Source organism: Mycobacterium numidiamassiliense, from assembly GCF_900157365.1.
GTDB lineage: Bacteria > Actinomycetota > Actinomycetes > Mycobacteriales > Mycobacteriaceae > Mycobacterium > Mycobacterium numidiamassiliense.
Window position 1 is genome coordinate 4112398 of the sequence record NZ_FUEZ01000004.1, and the last position, 17007, is coordinate 4129404.

Below are 17007 nucleotides of genomic sequence, written 5' to 3' on the forward strand. Positions count from 1 at the left end.
GCCGATCGCCGGCCTGTGACGGGCTGGCGATCGGCTTTGTGCGTGGTGCGGTACGGGTTTAGCGCTGCGGATGCGGCCAGCGCATGTACGAAGCGTCCGGCGCGGGCGCGGCGTCCGCGCGATGCCGCCGCCAACCGCCCACCTTCGGCTCGTCCGCCGACGACGCGTACTCGTCTAGCCGCGGGGTGGTCAGCGCGTCCGGTGCCACCTCACGCGACGGCTCCTGTAGCCCGGTCATGTACTCCGGCTCCCTGGCCGGCGGCGCTGCCGACCTGACGCTGGCGAGGGCGTCGATGTCGCTCGCCAGCCGCACCGCCAGGCGCGCCAAGGCGATGCCCCCGACGAAGACGATCAGGGCGCCCAGGCCGGAGAAGTACGAAATCTCCAGCGCGGCCCGCTTCCGGTCGGTCACGGCAATCGGGTCACCGGCCGAACCGATGCCCAGCAGCGGAGCGACCTCACCGCCGACGACGAACCACGCGCCGGCCAGCACTGCCAGCCAGCCGCCCAACACCGCGGTGATCCGATTCCCGGAAAAGATCAGCAGCAAGCCCCCGAGCAGGGTCGCGGCGCCGGGCGCGACCTCGAGCCAGCCGCGAGCCGGGCTCCACGCCCAGTCCTGGTCGGGCGTGTACGCGAAATTGAAGTGCGGACCGACAAACGGTATGACGGCACCCCAAGCACCCAGGATGACCAGGACTAACCCGCATACCGCGCCGCGGGACCGTGGCATCCACAACCTGCTTGGTTGGCCGTTTTGCGCGCGACTCATGAACTCTCCTCGTTAGACGCCGGGCTACTTCAGCACCGCGTGGATACCCTGCGCCGTCGCGACGTAACCGAATCCGTGCCTGGTGAGGCTGGTGTGGCGTCCGTGGATTTACGAAACGAGGCCGAGGATCAGCAGCACGACAGCGATCAACGGGAAGGTGCCCTGCGTGATCGCGGCCCGGGCCTTGTCCGGCGCCGACAGCAGCAGCACGACCGCGGCCGCCGCCATCGACCCGACGCCGGCAAAAACCAGCGCGGCTCCGACGGCCGTGCGTCCGGTGCCGATCTCGGCGATGCCGATTGCGCTGACGATCGCCAGGAACAGGTTGTAGAAACCCTGGTTGAACGCGAGCAGCCGGGTGGTTTCGGCTTCCTCGGGCGTGGTGCCGAACGCGGCACGGGTGCGCGGCGAGGTCCAGGTCAAGGACTCCATCACAAAGATGTAGACGTGCAACAGCGCCGCGAGCGCGGCGAATATCAATCCGGCAGTGATCATCGTGCGCCTCCTATTCGAACAGTCCCGGTTGGCCCAGCCCAGTGACTCCGGCCGGCGGAGTCAACCCCAGATGAGTCCACGCCTGCGCGGTGGCCACCCGGCCACGCGGGGTGCGCGCGACCATGCCGGCCCGTACCAGGAACGGCTCACACACCTCCTCGACGGTGGCGGCCTCCTCCCCGACTGCAACCGCCAGCGTCGAGACCCCGACCGGGCCACCGCCGAAGCTGCGGGTCAGCGCCGTCAGCACCGCCCGGTCCAGCCTGTCCAGGCCGAGCTCGTCGACGTCGTACACCTCGAGCGCGGACTTGGCCACATCGCGGGTGATCACACCGTCGGCGCGCACCTCGGCGAAGTCGCGCACCCGTCGCAGCAGCCGGTTGGCGATCCGCGGCGTCCCGCGCGAGCGCCGGGCGATCTCCGCGCCGGCCTCGGCGCCCAGCTCGATGCCAAGAATGCCGGCGGACCGGGACAGCACCCGCTCCAGCTCGGCGGGCTCGTAGAAATCCATGTGGGCGGTGAACCCGAACCGGTCGCGCAGCGGGCCGGTCAGCGCACCGGACCGGGTGGTCGCGCCGACCAGGGTGAACGGCGCCACCTCTAGCGGAATCGACGTCGCCCCAGGGCCTTTGCCCACCACCACATCGACCCGGAAGTCCTCCATCGCCAGGTAGAGCATCTCTTCGGCCGGCCGCGCGATGCGGTGGATCTCGTCGATGAACAACACATCGTGCTCGACCAGGTTGGACAGCATCGCGGCCAGGTCCCCGGCACGTTCCAGCGCCGGGCCCGACGTCACGCGCAGCGCGGATCCCAGTTCGGCGGCGATGATCATCGCCAGCGACGTCTTGCCCAGTCCGGGTGGCCCGGACAGCAGGATGTGATCGGGGGTGCCGCCCCGGTTCTTGGCCCCCTCGATGACCAGCTGCAACTGTTCGCGCACCCGGGGCTGGCCGATGAACTCCTGCAGCGAGCGGGGCCGCAGGCTGACGTCGACGTCGCCCTCGCCGACGGTCAGCGCCGCTGAAACATCGCGCAGGTCGCGATCCGCGTAGTCGTCGGACTCGTCGGGGTCGTTCATTTGGCCTTGCCCAGCAACGACAGGGCGGCGCGCAGCGCGGCGGAAGTGGTTGGCTGCTCACCGTTTTCGCGGCTGGCGCCCAGCACGCTGTCGGTGGCCTCCTCGGCTTGCTTGGCCGCAAAGCCCAGCCCCACCAGGGCGTCGACCACGGGGCCTCGCACCGCGTGGCCGTTGAGCACCGGCGCCGGCGCGGACGGTCCGCCAGCATAGATCTTGTCGCGCAACTCCAGCACCATGCGTTCGGCGCTGCGTTTGCCGATGCCGGGCACGCGCGTTAGTGCGGCAACGTCGCCGTCGGCCAGCGCCTGGCGCAGCGCGGCAGCGTCGTGCACGGCCAGGGTCGCCATCGCCAGCCGCGGCCCGACCCCGGACACCGACAGCAGCGTCAGGAACAGATCGCGGGTGTCCCGGTCCGGGAAGCCGTACAGCGTCTGCGAATCCTCGCGCACGATCATCGCGGTGATCAGCCGGACTTCGCTCCCGTGGCGCAGCGTGGCCAGCGTCGACGGCGTCGCGTTGACGTGGTAGCCAACACCGGCGGCCTCGATCACCGCGTGATCGAGCGCCACCTCGAGCACCTCACCACGCACCGACGAGATCATCGGGCGGCCTTCATCTTTGCGCCTTTCGCCTGGGCGGCCAGCTTGGTCGTATAGGCGTGCCGCTGCTTGGCGGCGAGGGCTTCGGCAGCGGCCATTCTGGCCAGCATCGGGGCCCGCCAGCAATGGCAGATCGCCAGCGCCAGCGCGTCGGCCGCATCGGCTGGTGTCGGTTTTGCTTGCAGCGCAAGGATTTTGGTGATCATAGTGGTGACCTGGGCCTTGTCGGCGGCGCCGTTGCCGGTGACCGCGGCCTTGACCTCGCTGGGGGTGTGGAAGTGCACATCGATGGCGCGCCTGGCCGCCGCCAACGCGACGACGCCACCGGCTTGTGCGGTACCCATCACCGTCGACACATTGTGCTGGGAGAACACCCGCTCGATCGCCACGACATCAGGACGATGGGTATCCAGCCAGTGCTCGACCGCATCGCTGATGGCCAGCAGTCGCTGGGCAAGCGGGGCATCCGACGGGGTGCGCACCACGTCGACGTCCAGCGCGACCACGGATCGACCTCGCCCGGATTCGACGACCGACAGCCCGCACCGTGTCAGTCCGGGATCGACGCCCATGACGCGCATTGTCCGCTCCCACTCCCACATGTCCAGGTACCGAACAGCTGTTCGAGAGCGTAGCGGTCGCGGGTGACTGCGCCGGGCAGGACACGCGGCGTCGCCCCGCTTCTATGACCGCGCGCGTAACGGCGACGCGCGTAGCAAAAGCTGTTAACTTGAAGTCCTCAATTCGCTCCAGCACCGGGGCACCGAAGGGGACTGCGTGGGAACACTGCTGGTCATAGTTGCCGCGGTGCTGTTCATCGCCTCCATCGTGGTGCTCGTCATCGCTTTGCGGCGACCCAAGCAACCGGCGCAGCCGAAGGGCCGTACCGATCCCCTGTCCTTCAACGCCATGCCCCAGTTCGGGCCCCGGCAGTTGGGTCCCGGCGCGATCGTCAGCTGGGGCGGCATCGACTACGTGGTCCGGGGCTCGGTGACGTTTCGCGAGGGACCATTCGTGTGGTGGGAGCACCTGCTGGAGGGCGGCGACCAGCCGGTCTGGTTTACCGTCGAGGACGACGACGGGCGCCTCAAGCTGGTCATGTGGGTGACCCGCAAGGACCTGACGTTGCAGCCGGGTGACCAGTATGTGGTCGACGGCGTGACGTTCCGGGAGACCGAGCGGGGCCGGTCGTCGTACACCAGCGAGGGCACGACCGGGCTGCCGGCCGGCGGCGAGATGGAGTTCCTCGACTGCACCAGCGCCGACGGGTCCGCGATGCTCTCGTTCGAACGCTGGGCCCCGGACATGCCCTGGGAGATATCGACGGGCAAGCCGGTGCTGCCCGGCGAGCTCACCGTCTACCCCGCGCCTCCGCCGTCGGGTCCGTAGGACCACCCGGTGCCGCTACATCGGCTCGCCGTGGCTCCGGCGGACGTCTCCGGGACGCGACTCGGACTGGCACTCAACGCCACCACGCCCCCGTCGCTGGCCAGCCACCAGCTGGTCCACCCCGACGGCGGGTTGCTGCGGCTCGGGGTGCTGGGCGCCTCGCACGTCGTCACCGTCGAGCACGCCACGCAGCACTTCTCCGAAGAGGTGTCCTGCACCGCGCGCCAGCACGGCGGCCAGCTTCCCGCCCACGCCGACGCACCCGGCTACCGGATCGAATCCCACACCGCGACCCACGGCGAGGAGTCGTTTCGCCAACTGGCTGGCGAACTCCGCGAACGATCCGCGAACGAAACCGGTTGGCTGGGCGGCACATTTCCCGGCGACGACGCCGCGCTCACGGTGTTGTCCGCCGAACCCGACGGCACCGGCTGGCGCTGGCAGACCTGGCACCTGTACCCGGACACGTCCGGCGGGACGGTGGTCCACACCACGAGCCGGTGGCACCCATGAGCCGGCGCACCGGGCGCGGCCGACCCGTGAGCCGCAAAAAGCTGTTCTGGATTTCGGCCGGTCTGGCGCTCGGCGCGGTCGTGTCGCTGGTTTCCGGAATGATCTTGCTGAACAAGGACATTGCGTCGTATATCGCGAGCAACTATCACGAGTACGCCCGCGACGCGAACGGCACGCGGTACGCCTGCTCCGGAACGCCGGACGACGTGGCCGACAAGCTTGCCGACTACCAGGAACCCGATGCGCGCGCCGACAACGACAAGAACGAGTACCTGCGCTACCCCAACAACATCGTGATCGTCGGCCCAGATGGCAAGTACCCGTGCAGCATTCGCGTCGAAAGCCTCGGCGGCGGATACAGCCACGGGGCGTTCATCTTCCTCGGCCCCGGGTTCAGCCCAGGATCTCCATCGAGCGGCGCCGGCGGTTCGCCCGGCGGGCCCGGCGGAACCAAGTGATGCATATCGGGACGCAAACACAAAAGGAGTAAGTCATGTACCTTGCGCTCGAGATCGGAAATGTCGACCTCAACCCCATCTTCAAAGGCGTCGTCTCGACGATCCTGTATTTCCTGGTTGGCATGACGGTCCTGCTGATCGGTTTCTACATGGTCGATCTGTTGACCCCGGGAAAGCTGCGCGAGTTGGTGTTCATCGATCGGCGCCCGAACGCCGTGGTGGTTGCCTGCGCGATGTACGTCGCACTCACCACTGTCATCGTGAGCGCCATCGTCAACTCCTATAGCCAGCTGGGCCAGGGACTCGTCGGCGTGGGGGTCTATGGACTGATGGGGGTAGTTCTGTTGGCGATAGCGCTGTTGACGGTTCATGTGCTGATACCCGGTAACTTCCACGAGCACGTCGACGATCCGGCGCTGCATCCCGGGTCGTTCGCGGTGGCCGCGATGCTGCTGGCCGTGGGGGGAGTGACCGCCGCCGCGGTGTCATGACGTCGGTAGAGTCGCCGCCGCCCGCAGCGGTGAGGTCAGGAGAATCGTCGGCGCGCTGGCGGGCGGTGCTGCTGGCCTCCGTCGCGGCCTGCGCGGCGTGCGGCATCGTCTACGAATTGGCGCTGCTCACGCTGTCGGCGAGCCTGAACGGCGGCGGCATCGTCGCCACCTCGCTGATCGTCGCGGGCTACATCGCCGCGCTGGGCGCGGGCGCCCTGCTGGTCAAACCGCTGCTGAGGCACGCGGCCGTCACCTTCATCGCCATCGAGGCGCTGCTGGGCATCATCGGTGGCCTGTCCGCGGCGGCGCTGTATGTGGTGTTCGCGTTCGTCGACGGGTCGACGTGGGTGCTGGCGATCAGCACCGCGCTGATCGGCGGCCTGGTCGGCGCCGAGGTGCCGCTGCTGATGACGCTGCTGCAGCAGGGGCGGGTGGCCGGTGCGACCGACACCGGACGGACGCTGGCCAACCTCAACGCGGCCGACTACCTGGGCGCGTTGGTGGGCGGCCTGGTGTGGCCGTTCATTCTGCTGCCGCAGCTGGGGATGATCCGCGGGGCCGCGGCCACCGGCATCATCAACCTGGTCGCGGCCTCGGTGGTGGCGATGTTCTTGCTGCGCCGCGTGGTGTCCACCCGGCAGCTGGTGAGCGCGCTGTGCGCGCTCGCCGCGGCGCTCGCCGTCCTCGTCACCCTGCTGGTGCGCTCGCACGACATCGAAACCACAAGCAGGCAAAGGCTTTACGCCGACCCGATCATCGCCTACCGGCACACCGCATACCAGGAGATCGTGGTCACGCGTCGGGGCGACGACACCCGGCTATACCTCGACGGCGGTCTGCAGTTCTCCACCCGCGACGAATACCGCTACACCGAGAGCGTCGTCTACCCCGCGCTCGGTGCCGGGGCGCACTCGGTGCTGGTACTGGGCGGCGGCGACGGACTGGCCGCGCGAGAACTGTTGCGCCAGCCCGGCATTGACAAGATCGTCCAAGTGGAGCTCGACGCGGCCGTGATCGACATCGCCCGCACCACCTTGCACGACGCCAACGCCGGCGCGCTGGACAACCCGCGGGTGGCCGTCGTGATCGATGACTGTATGAGCTGGCTGCGCACCCCGCACCCGGAGCTGCGTCCGGCCGGAGGCTTCGACGCGGTGATCGTCGATCTGCCCGACCCGGACACACCAGTGCTGGGCCGGCTGTACTCGACCGAGTTCTACGCGCTGACCGCGCATGCGCTGGCGCCAGGCGGGCTGATGCTGGTGCAGTCGGGCAGCCCGTTCTCCACCCCGACGGCGTTCTGGCGCACAGTCTCGACGATCCGGTCCGCCGGCTACGCGGTCACGCCGTATCACGTGCACGTGCCGACCTTCGGCGACTGGGGTTTCGCGCTGGCGCGCACCGGCACCGCCCCGCCGACACCCACCATGCCGGCCAATGCTCCCCCGCTGCGGTTCCTCAATCAGCAAGTGCTGCAGGCGGCGACCGTGTTCTCCGACGATATCGGACCCCGCGCGCTCGACCCGTCAACGCTGGACAACCCGCGCATCGTCGAGGACATGCGGCACGGGTACGACTAGTCAGTCCTCGTCGAGAGCGGCCAAAACCTCGTCCGACAGGTCGACGTTGGTCCACACGTTCTGCACGTCGTCGCTGTCTTCCAGGGCGTCGACGAGCTTGAACACCTTGCGGGCGCCATCGACGTCGACCGGCACGCTGACCGACGGCTGGAAGCTGGCCTCGGCCGAGTCGTAGTCGATGCCGGCGTCCTGCAGCGCGGTGCGCACCGCGACCAGATCGGTCGGCTCGGAGATGACCTCAAAGCTCTCGCCGAGGTCGCTGACGTCCTCGGCGCCGGCGTCCAGCACCGCTGCCAGCACGTCGTCCTCGGTCAGGCCGTTCTTCTCCAGCGTGACGACGCCCTTGCGGGTGAACAGGTAGGACACCGATCCCGGATCGGCCATGTTGCCGCCGTTGCGGGTCACCGCCACCCGGACCTCACCGGCCGCGCGGTTGCGGTTGTCGGTCAGGCATTCAATCAGCACCGCCACGCCGTTGGGGCCGTAGCCCTCGTACATGATGGTCTGATATTCGGCGCCGCCGGCTTCTTCACCGGCCCCGCGCTTGCGGGCGCGCTCGATGTTGTCGTTGGGCACCGACGTCTTCTTCGCCTTCTGAATGGCGTCGTAGAGGGTCGGGTTGCCGGCCGGGTCACCACCGCCGGTACGGGCTGCGACCTCGATGTTCTTGATGAGCCGGGCGAATTCCTTGCCCCGGCGCGCGTCCTTGACGGCCTTCTGGTGCTTGGTGGTTGCCCACTTGGAATGGCCGCTCATAAAAGTCCTAGCCGTCCTATCTCTTACTTCGTCGTTTCTGGCCAGACGAGTCTACGTCGACGCCAGGTGGGGGTTGTCCAGCCGCTACCCGACCATCTCAGAAACCCCAGGAGTCACAGCAATGCGGGGGTATGCCGGGTCGAGAAAGCGATATCGCATCCGCTATCACACGGAGAAAGCACGTCGTCCTGACGTTGGTGGTGCTCATGTGACGCATGAGCAAGCCGCCGCACGACTCAGGCGTTGCCCCTGACCATGTCGACGAACAACCGGTGGATGCGACGGTCACCGGTCATCTCCGGGTGAAACGCCGTCGCCAGCTTCGGGCCCTGCCGCACCGCGACGACGTGGCCCGCGGCGCTGGCCAGCACCTGCACACCCGCACCGACGCGCTCGACCCACGGCGCGCGAATGAAGACCGCACGCACCGGCGAATCCAGGCCCGAAAACGCGATATCACCTTCGAAGGAGTCGATCTGTCGTCCAAAAGCGTTGCGCCGCACCGTCATATCGATTCCCGCCAGCGGCTGCGCCTGGCGCCCGTTGGCCCCGGCGTCGAGAATCTCACTGGCCAGCAAGATCATGCCGGCGCAGGCGCCGTAGGCGGGAAGCCCGTCGGCCAGCCGCGCCCGCAGCGGCTCCATCAGGTCGAGCTCGCGCAGTAGGTGGCTCATGGTGGTGGATTCGCCGCCCGGGATGACCAAACCGTCGATCGCCTCGATCTCGCTGCGGCGGCGCACCGGCATCGACTCCGCTCCGGCTTCGCTCAGCGCCGCCAGGTGTTCGCGGGTATCGCCCTGCAGCGCCAAGACGCCGATCCGGGGGTTGCTCACGGCTGGTACCCGCGCTTGTAGCGGGTCAGCCCCTCCTGCATCACCGCGGCAACCATCTCGCCGGTCTGAGTGAAGATCTTGCCCTGGCACAGCGCGCGACCGCCGTTGGCCGACGGCGAGGACTGGTCGTAGAGCAACCACTCGTCGGCGCGGAATGCCCGCATGAACCACATCGCGTGATCCAGCGAGGCCACCTGCAGATGCTCACGCACGTCGAGGTGGGTGACCTGCGCCGATCCCAGCAACGTGAGGTCACTCATGTAAGCCAGCGCGCAGATATGCAGCACCGGGTCGTCCGGCAGCGGGTCGCGGTGGCGGAACCACACCTGCTGCTGGGCGGCCTTGACCGGTGAGAGCTGCAGGCGCTCGCGCGGCACGATGCAGACGTCCCACTCTTCGAACTGCTTGAATCCGGCGTCGTCGAACACCTTGATCGAATCCAGACCAGGCAGCCCGTCGGGCGGCGGCGCGGGTGGCATCGGGTCCTGGTGGTGGATGCCTTCCTGGTCGGTCTGGAAAGAGGCACCCATGCTGAAAATGATTTCGCCGTGCTGGATGGCGTTGACCCGCCTGGTGGCAAACGAGCCGCCGTCACGCGTGCGCTCGACGATGAAAACCGTGCGCTCCTTGGCGTCCCCGGGCCGCAGGAAATACCCGTGCAGCGAGTGCACCTGGTAACGCGGGTCGACGGTGCGCACCGCCGACACCAGCGATTGGCCGGCCACATGGCCGCCGAAGGTGCGCTGCAGGAATCCCGACTCCGGGCTGAAGATGCTGCCGCGATAGATGTTGATCTCGAGTTGCTCGAGATCCAGGATCTCTTCGATCGACACGAACTGTTTTTACCAGCCGCGCTCGGCCAGGCGATGCGGCTGCGCGATCTGCTCCACGTTGATGCCGACCATCGCTTCGCCCAGGCCGCGAGAGACCTTGGCCAGCACGTCGGGATCGTCGTAGAAGGTGGTGGCCTTGACGATGGCCGCCGCGCGCTGCGCCGGATCCCCGGATTTGAAGATGCCGGAGCCGACGAAGACGCCCTCGGCGCCGAGTTGCATCATCATCGCGGCGTCGGCGGGGGTGGCGATGCCGCCCGCGGTGAACAACGTGACGGGCAGCTTGCCCGCCTGGGCCACCTCGACGACGAGTTCGTAAGGTGCCTGCAATTCCTTTGCTGCAACGAACAATTCGTCTTCCGACAACGATGTCAACCGCCGGATCTCGCCGCCGATCGCCCGCATGTGCGTGGTCGCGTTGGAGACGTCGCCGGTGCCGGCCTCACCCTTGGACCGGATCATCGCGGCACCCTCGGCGATGCGGCGCAGCGCCTCACCGAGATTGGTCGCCCCGCACACGAACGGCACGGTGAACTTCCACTTGTCGATGTGATGGGTGTAGTCGGCCGGGGTCAGCACCTCGGACTCGTCGACGTAGTCGACACCCAGGCTCTGCAGAATCTGCGCTTCGACGAAGTGCCCGATGCGCGCTTTGGCCATCACCGGGATGGTGACCGCGGAGATGATGCCCTCGATCATGTCGGGATCGCTCATCCGTGATACGCCGCCCTGGGCACGAATGTCGGCGGGTACGCGTTCCAGCGCCATCACCGCGACGGCGCCGGCACCTTCGGCGATCCGGGCCTGCTCCGGGGTGACGACGTCCATGATGACGCCGCCCTTGAGCATCTCGGCCATGCCGCGCTTGACCCGCGCCGTTCCGGTTCGCCCGCTGCCGTTCGGTTGGGGGGCGGTATCCACTGCTGATTCTCCTTCAAACGGATGCCGGTCCAGTCTAGTGCTGAGCGAAAAGCGCGCGTTCCCGCCGGGGTAGAGCAAACACACATCTCGTAGTTAGATGTTTCATAGTTGTTCGCGCAACGATGATGCGGGAGGCGAGTCGTCGGGTGACCGCCACGGCCACAGAGCCGTGGCGCCGGGCTGAGAAGAGGACCCGAATGGTGCCGGACTACGTGCTGATGCCGCCCGAAACCAACTCGGCGCTCATGTACGCCGGTCCCCGCTCGGGTTCGATGTGGGCGGCGGCGGCGGCGTGGGATGTGGTGGCGGCTGAATTGGGCTCGGCAGCAAGTTCCTTCCAGACGGCGCTGTCCGTACTCGGTGGCTCGTGGCAGGGACCGTCGGCAATCTCGATGGCGACGGCGGCGGCCCCTTATGTGCAGTGGTTGAGCGCGGCGTCCGCTCAGGCGGAGCAGGCGGCCAACGAAGCCCGGTTAGCCGCCGGAGCGTTCGACGCGGCGTTCATCGCGACGGTGCCCCCGCCGTTGATCGCCGCCAACCGGGCCCAGCTGGCGATGCTGATCGCGACGAACATCCTGGGCCAAAACACCGCGGCAATCGCGGCGACCGAAGCCGCATACGCCGAAATGTGGGCCCAGGACGTGACGGCGATGACGGGTTACGACGCCAGCACCGCCGCGGTCGAGGCCGAGTGGACGTCGTTCAGCGACCCGCCCGCCGTCTTGCCGGGCTCCGCCATCCCGGCGCAGTCGACCGCCTCCGAGCTGTTCTCGCCGCTCGGCCAGTCGTCGTCGCTGTTGTCCACGTTGCAGACCTCGATGTCACGGCTGCAAATGCTTTCGACGCCGGCCGAACTCGCGATGGAGCCCATGAACATGGCGATGGGCCAAATCATGACGGGGGCCAATCCGTTGCTCGGCGGCGCCGCCGGCACCCCGGCAATGACCCCGGCCCTGCTGCCCGCGGCAGGCCCGGCGGCGCCGACACTGAGCACGGCGCATCTGGTAAGCCCGGCGCTCTCGGCAGGCATGAGCCGGGCCAATTCCATTGGTGCACTGTCAGTTCCGGCGAACTGGCCCGATAGCGTGCCGGCCGCCGGCCCGACTCATACAATTGCCGCGACGCCGGCTGCCGCTGCGGGCGACGTCGCGGTCAACGCGCCCGGCAGACCGTACCTGCCCTCGATGGGCTCGCCCTCGCGCGGAATGACCGCCGCTGCCCCTCCAGCGATCGCCGCCGCCCGCGCCGGCGCGGCGCAGCGCCGGGTTCCCGAATAGCCAAGCGGGGCATGCGATGTCGTTCGTGATCACAGACCCGAGCATGATGGCGGCGGCCGCCGATGAGATGCAGTCGGTCGGATCGGCACTCGCCGCGACGAACACCGCCGCGGCGGCCCCGACGACGACCGTGCTACCACCGGGCGCGGATTCGGTGTCGGTGCGCGCCGCGGCCCTGCTCGACGCGCACGCCCAGCAGTACCAGGCGTTCAGCGCCCAGGCGGAGGTGTTTCAGAACCAGTTCGTGCAGACGCTGAACGCCGCTCAGCAGTTCTACGCCGAAACTGAGGCGTCCAACATGTCCGCCATGCAGTTGACGTCGAACACGTCACCGACGACGTCGCAGGACATTGCGCTGATCATGGGGGGCACCACCAACCCGACACCCAGTGCCACCTATGTGCAGGAGGTCTACCAAACCTTCGTCCTCCCGAAGTACCCCAGCTATACCGCGCAGGGTCTATACACGCCCGAGCAGTTGTGGCCGCTCACCGGCCTCACTAGCGAACCCTTCGGGCAGTCGGTCCAACAGGGCGTCGCGATACTGAACAACGCGATCATGACCGATACCGCCGCGGGCGACCACCTCCTCGTCGTCGGCTATTCGCAGAGCGCCACGATCGCCACCATGGAGATGCGCTATCTCGACGCCCTGCCTGCCATCCTGCAGCCGAACCCCAACCTGCTGAACTTCATGTTGCTCGCCGATCCGAACAATCCGTTGACCGGCGGCATCCTGACCCGCCTTATCCCGGGGGCCTTAACCGCATTTCACGTCCCGACGCCGGCAGACACCATCTTCACGACCGCCATTTACGGCATCCAGTACGACCCCGTCTCCTACTTTCCCGCAAACATTTTCAATATCGGGGCCGACCTCAACGCCCTTTTCAGCTTGCCGCTGCACGAACAGACTCCGTTGCTGACCGCTGCGCAACTTGCCACCGCGATCCAAGAGCAGGTGGGCAACACCACCTACTTCGTCGTTCCCACCATGAATTTGCCGCTGCTGGATCCACTGCGGCTGATCCCCATCCTGGGGAATCCGGTGGCCAATCTGCTTCAACCGTTCGTGCAGCCGTTCGTCGACTTCGGCTACGCCACCGGGCTGCCCGGGCCGCTGCAGTCCATCAGCTCGCTCGCTGTCGCCGGCGCCACCCCGGGTGTCACGGTCCCGCTGGCTGTGGGACTGCCGCCCGTGGGCGCCCTGCCCGTCCTGTCGAACGCGTTCTAGCTCGCGTCAGCGGATCCCCAACAGCGGGCCCGGCGCGCGCCCGCTGGCCAACGCGATCGCATCGGCGAGCAGTTCGGGCAGCTGGCGGGGATATACGGTCTGGCCCGCGGCCACCAACTCGGCGATGTCCTTCGCGTCACACCAGCGAGAACCGTGGATATAGCGGTGTTCCAGCTCGGTGCGGCCCACGACCGACGGCTCGAATCGCCGCGTGCGGTGTACGAGGTAGAACTCCTCGCTGTCGATCAGTGAGCCGTTGAACTCGAAGACCTCGTCGCGTCGCCAGATCGGCCCGATCATGTCGGTCGCCGCGACCCGCAGCCCGGTTTCTTCGGCCAGCTCCCGCGCGGCGGCCTCGGCCAGCCGCTCGCCCTGGCGGACTTCGCCGCCCACGGTGAACCACCACCTCGCCGCGGAGCCGTCGGGCGCCGCCGGATCCGAACCGCACAACAGCAGCACCGCGCCGGCCTCGTCGAGCAGCACCACGCGCGCCGACGTGCGGTGGTTGAGTCCGCCCGGGTCGGTAAGCGCCAATGCGTGCGGACGCTCGACGATCTCGAAATAGCTTGGCAGCGAAGCTGTTCCGCCGAGGCGCAGGGTGCGTACCGCCCGTCGCTCGGCCAGCGCGAGAGTGTCCCGGACGGCGTCGTTGTGGAATCGGCGGGCCAGCATCAGCCGGGCTTCGGCGTCGGCCAACTCGGCGATGAGTCCGGCGGGCAGCGATGCCGGATCGACCATCGCCAGCGCGGTCGACAGCTCGTTTTCGGCGTTCTCCCGCGAGTGCCGATCGGCACGCTCGGCGGCGTCGGCCAGTGCCGCCAACCGCCTGCCCTGCGCCGATCCGCCGTACGCGTCGATCGCGACGGCGCGCGCCACCACCGCGCGCCGGGCCAGGGCATGGTCCAGCGCCTGCCAGGACAGGTCGTAGCGGACGTTCAACCGGTCCAGCCGGTTAGCGGTCCGCAGTGCCCAGATGCCGGCGACCGCCAGCACCGCGAGCAGCACCAGGATGGCGACCAGCAGCAGCCACACCATCAGCTGGCCACCTGAACTTTGGCGCCCGACCCGGCGACCGTCTCGTAGACACGCATGATCTGGCCGGCCACCACCGACCAGTCGTAGCGGCTGACGGCTTCGGTGGCGGCGGTTGCGTAGCTTTCCCGCAGCTCGTCGTTCTCCAGCATCTCGATCAGCGCGTCGGCCAGCGCATCCGCGTCCCCGACGGGCACCAACCGCCCCGCCTCGCCGTCACGCAGCACCCGGCGAAAGGCGTCCAGGTCGCTGGCCACGACCGGGGTGCCCGCGGCCATCGCCTCGACCAACACGATGCCGAAACTCTCACCGCCGACGTTGGGAGCGCAGTAGACGTCGGCGCTGCGCATCGCCGACGCCTTACCCGCGTCGTCCACCTGACCCAGAAAGCGCATTCGCTCGGCCAATCCGTCTGCCTGCCTGCGCAATTCGCTCTCGTCACCGTGGCCGACGACGAGCAGCTCCACATCGGGAAAGCGCTGCGCGACTTTGGGCAGCGCGTCGAGCAGGACCGCCATGCCCTTACGGGATTCGTCGTAGCGGCCCAGAAACAGGATTGTCTTGCCCGGCCGTGGATAGCCGTCCAGCAGCGGCGCCGAGGAGAGCGCGTCGACGTCCACCCCGTTGGGAATCTCGACCGCGTCGGTGCCCAGCGCCTCCATCTGCCAGCGCCGGGCCATGTCGGAGACCGCGATGCGGCCGACGATCTTTTCTTGCATGGGCCGCAGCAGGCTCCGGACGACCGACAGCGTCAGCGATTTGGTGGTCGAGGTGTGAAAGGTCGCCACGATCGGGCCTTCGGCGATGTTCAGGGCCAGCATCGAAAGGCTCGGCGCATTGGGCTCGTGCAGGTGCAGGACGTCGAAGGCGCCGTCGGCAAGCCACTTCTTGACCTTGCGGTGGGTCGCCGGGCCGAACCGGAGCCGAGCCACCGAGCCGTTGTAGGGAATCGCGACGGCCTTGCCGGCGGAGACGACGTAGTCGGGCAGCGCGGCCTGCGGCGAAGCCGGAGCCAGCACGCTGACCTCGTGGCCGCGGGCACGCAGCACCTCGGCCAGCTGCAAGACATGGGACTGCACCCCGCCCGGCACGTCGAACGAGTAGGGGCACACCATGCCGATCCGCATTCAGGCTTCCCTCAACCGGGCGCGCCGTTCGTCGGACAGATCGGCCAGCCACTGCGGCTGCAGCATGTGCCAGTCTTGCGGGTGGGCGGCGATGTTCGGGGCGAACCGATCGGCCAGGGCCTGGGTGATGGTGGTGACGTCGCCGCTGGAGCAGTCCAGCGGGGTGGATATCGAAACGGGCCAGGCTTCTGGCTCGTTCCAGCAATGCGCCGCGCACAGCGCCGCCCCGGTTTCGATGGCGAGCTTCGCCGGTCCGGCCGGCATTCGGGTGGGTTCGCCGAAAAAGTCGACCTCAACACCGGTGCGGGTGAGGTCGCGCTCGGCCATCAGGCACACCACCCGGTTGGCCCGCAGCCGCTCGCACAGCACCTCGAAGGGTGGTCGTTCGCCGCCGGACAATGGCAGCACCTCAAAGCCGAGGCTTTCGCGGTATTCGATGAAACGTCGATACAGCGATTCGGGTTTGAGCCGTTCGGCGACGGTGGTGAAGGTGCCACGCGTCTGCGCGAGCCAGACTCCGGCCATGTCCCAGTTGCCGCTGTGCGGCAGCGCGAGCACAACTCCCCGGCCTTGCGCCAGGGCCGCGTCGATATTGTCGGCGCCGCGGAACGTCTCATCGATCCGGCGGGCCAGCACGCGGTGGTCCATCGTCGGCAGCCGAAACGCCTCGCGCCAGTAGCGGCCATAGGACGCCAGCGAGGCCCGCATCAGAGTGTCGGGTACTTCTGTCGCGGCTACCCCGATGACCCGGGCCAGGTTCTTGCGCAGTTGGTCGGGACCGCCATTGCGGGCGGCGTAGCGCGCTCCCGCTTCGAATACGCCGCGCGCAGCGAATTCCGGCACCGCACGCACCGCAAGCCAGCCGGCCGCGTACGCCCAGTCGGTCGCCGCCCCGGTCAGCAGGCGGTGTGGGGCGGTGATCGCTTTGAGGCCCGACGGTGTGGAGATCACGGTTCGCTCGTTTCCCGGCCTCCCGGGCCGGGCGGCAACGGTTCGGTCGCTCCGGGCGAGGTCCGCACCCGGTGCAGCCGCTGCGCGCAGGTGACCACGCTGGCAACCGCCAGCACCCACATCGCCACCGGCAGGGCCGGCGGCCAGGCGACGAACGGGAAGTCCGATATGCCGGCGCCGGCCAGCACGATGATCAGCCGTTCCGGCCGTTCGATGATGCCGCCGTCGCCGCGCAACCCGCTGGCCTCGGCCCGCGCCTTGATGTAGGAGATCACCTGGGAGGTGACCAGGCAGATCAGCGTCGCCACCGCCAGCAGTTTGTCGTGCAGGCCGAAGACAATCCACCAGAGCAGCCCGCAGAACACCGCGCCGTCGCTGATGCGGTCGCAGGAGGCGTCCAGCGTCGCGCCGAAGCGGGTGCCGCCGCCCCTTTCCCGGGCCATCGCCCCGTCGAGCATGTCGAACAGCGCGAAGAACCAGACCACGCATCCGCCGGCGAACAGCTTGCCCATCGGGAAAAGCGTCAGCGCTCCCGCCACCGAAACGACCGTGCCCAGGATGGTGACGACATCCGGCGTCAGGCCCAGCCGCAGCATTGCCCTGGCTGTCGGTGTGGTCAGCCGCGCAAAGGCGGCGCGGGACAGGAAGGGCGCCTTACTCATGAG

The 17007-nt window shown here is 68.2% G+C and carries 20 protein-coding genes; 7 read left to right on the forward strand and 13 right to left on the reverse strand.

Annotated features, from left to right (window positions below):
* Positions 1-58: 58 nt before the first annotated feature.
* The 5 genes from MNAB215_RS27490 to ruvC form a co-directional block, all read right to left on the reverse strand.
* Positions 59-772, reverse strand: coding sequence for a hypothetical protein (locus tag MNAB215_RS27490; protein WP_077081577.1), 714 nt, complete (start codon positions 770-772; stop codon positions 59-61).
* 108 nt (positions 773-880) lie between these two features.
* Positions 881-1267 (reverse strand): DUF1304 domain-containing protein, encoded by a 387-nt coding sequence (locus tag MNAB215_RS27495; RefSeq protein WP_077081578.1) that lies wholly within the window; start codon positions 1265-1267, stop codon positions 881-883.
* A gap of 10 nt (positions 1268-1277) precedes the next feature.
* On the reverse strand, positions 1278-2348 hold the full coding sequence (gene ruvB, locus MNAB215_RS27500) for a Holliday junction branch migration DNA helicase RuvB (protein ID WP_077081579.1): 1071 nt from the start codon (positions 2346-2348) through the stop codon (positions 1278-1280).
* Positions 2345-2950, reverse strand: a complete 606-nt coding sequence (ruvA, locus tag MNAB215_RS27505; RefSeq protein ID WP_077081580.1) for a Holliday junction branch migration protein RuvA — start codon at positions 2948-2950, stop codon at positions 2345-2347. The genes ruvB and ruvA overlap by 4 nt, the downstream gene beginning before the upstream one ends.
* Positions 2947-3528: a crossover junction endodeoxyribonuclease RuvC gene (gene ruvC / locus MNAB215_RS27510; RefSeq protein WP_077081581.1), complete on the reverse strand. Its 582-nt coding sequence runs from the start codon at positions 3526-3528 to the stop codon at positions 2947-2949. The genes ruvA and ruvC overlap by 4 nt, the downstream gene beginning before the upstream one ends.
* A 196-nt stretch (positions 3529-3724) precedes the next feature.
* Here ruvC and MNAB215_RS27515 point away from each other — a divergent pair, with 196 nt between their 5' ends.
* The 5 genes from MNAB215_RS27515 to MNAB215_RS27535 are packed head-to-tail and all read left to right on the forward strand — an operon-like array spanning position 3725 to position 7378.
* Positions 3725-4336: a DUF4178 domain-containing protein gene (locus MNAB215_RS27515; RefSeq protein WP_077081582.1), complete on the forward strand. Its 612-nt coding sequence runs from the start codon at positions 3725-3727 to the stop codon at positions 4334-4336.
* 9 nt (positions 4337-4345) lie between these two features.
* Positions 4346-4849, forward strand: a complete 504-nt coding sequence (locus MNAB215_RS27520; protein WP_077081583.1) for a DUF2617 family protein — start codon at positions 4346-4348, stop codon at positions 4847-4849.
* Positions 4850-4875: 26 nt separating this feature from the next.
* A complete protein-coding gene (locus MNAB215_RS27525; RefSeq protein WP_077081584.1) occupies positions 4876-5307 on the forward strand; it encodes a DUF4247 domain-containing protein in 432 nt (143 codons plus the stop codon).
* 35 nt (positions 5308-5342) lie between these two features.
* Positions 5343-5798 carry a DUF350 domain-containing protein gene (locus MNAB215_RS27530; RefSeq protein ID WP_077081585.1) on the forward strand — a complete coding sequence of 152 codons (456 nt, stop codon included), beginning with the start codon at positions 5343-5345 and terminating at the stop codon, positions 5796-5798.
* Positions 5795-7378, forward strand: a complete 1584-nt coding sequence (locus MNAB215_RS27535) for a polyamine aminopropyltransferase (RefSeq protein WP_077081586.1) — start codon at positions 5795-5797, stop codon at positions 7376-7378. The genes MNAB215_RS27530 and MNAB215_RS27535 overlap by 4 nt, the downstream gene beginning before the upstream one ends.
* On the opposite strand, the gene MNAB215_RS27540 is transcribed toward MNAB215_RS27535, so the two are convergent.
* The 4 genes from MNAB215_RS27540 to pdxS all read right to left on the reverse strand — a co-directional run bounded on the left by MNAB215_RS27540 (position 7379) and on the right by pdxS (position 10721).
* Positions 7379-8134 (reverse strand): YebC/PmpR family DNA-binding transcriptional regulator, encoded by a 756-nt coding sequence (locus MNAB215_RS27540; RefSeq protein ID WP_077081587.1) that lies wholly within the window; start codon positions 8132-8134, stop codon positions 7379-7381. It abuts the gene before it with no gap.
* 236 nt (positions 8135-8370) lie between these two features.
* Positions 8371-8967, reverse strand: coding sequence for a pyridoxal 5'-phosphate synthase glutaminase subunit PdxT (pdxT, locus tag MNAB215_RS27545; protein WP_077081588.1), 597 nt, complete (start codon positions 8965-8967; stop codon positions 8371-8373).
* Positions 8964-9800, reverse strand: a complete 837-nt coding sequence (gene tesB, locus MNAB215_RS27550; protein WP_077081589.1) for an acyl-CoA thioesterase II — start codon at positions 9798-9800, stop codon at positions 8964-8966. The genes pdxT and tesB overlap by 4 nt, the downstream gene beginning before the upstream one ends.
* A gap of 9 nt (positions 9801-9809) precedes the next feature.
* A complete protein-coding gene (pdxS, locus tag MNAB215_RS27555) occupies positions 9810-10721 on the reverse strand; it encodes a pyridoxal 5'-phosphate synthase lyase subunit PdxS (protein WP_077081590.1) in 912 nt (303 codons plus the stop codon).
* A gap of 146 nt (positions 10722-10867) precedes the next feature.
* On the opposite strand from pdxS, the gene MNAB215_RS27560 reads away from it, so the two are divergent.
* Positions 10868-11998 (forward strand): PPE family protein, encoded by a 1131-nt coding sequence (locus MNAB215_RS27560; RefSeq protein ID WP_165691618.1) that lies wholly within the window; start codon positions 10868-10870, stop codon positions 11996-11998.
* A gap of 16 nt (positions 11999-12014) precedes the next feature.
* The gene (locus tag MNAB215_RS29880) at positions 12015-13232 is read left to right on the forward strand and encodes a PE-PPE domain-containing protein (protein ID WP_077081592.1); all 1218 of its coding nucleotides are present in this window, start codon (positions 12015-12017) and stop codon (positions 13230-13232) included.
* 6 nt (positions 13233-13238) lie between these two features.
* Here the strand turns inward: MNAB215_RS29880 and MNAB215_RS27570 are convergent, their stop codons facing one another.
* Genes MNAB215_RS27570 through pgsA form a run of 4 tightly spaced genes read right to left on the reverse strand, consistent with a single transcriptional unit; the run spans position 13239 to position 17004 of the window.
* Positions 13239-14267 carry an NUDIX hydrolase gene (locus MNAB215_RS27570; protein ID WP_077081593.1) on the reverse strand — a complete coding sequence of 343 codons (1029 nt, stop codon included), beginning with the start codon at positions 14265-14267 and terminating at the stop codon, positions 13239-13241.
* Positions 14267-15391, reverse strand: a complete 1125-nt coding sequence (locus MNAB215_RS27575; protein ID WP_077081594.1) for a glycosyltransferase family 4 protein — start codon at positions 15389-15391, stop codon at positions 14267-14269. The genes MNAB215_RS27570 and MNAB215_RS27575 overlap by 1 nt, the downstream gene beginning before the upstream one ends.
* Entirely contained in the window at positions 15392-16342 is a 951-nt protein-coding gene (locus MNAB215_RS27580; protein ID WP_077081595.1) for a phosphatidylinositol mannoside acyltransferase, read from the reverse strand.
* On the reverse strand, positions 16339-17004 hold the full coding sequence (gene pgsA / locus MNAB215_RS27585) for a phosphatidylinositol phosphate synthase (protein WP_077081596.1): 666 nt from the start codon (positions 17002-17004) through the stop codon (positions 16339-16341). Before pgsA ends, MNAB215_RS27580 begins: the two co-directional genes overlap by 4 nt.
* Positions 17005-17007: the final 3 nt, after the last annotated feature.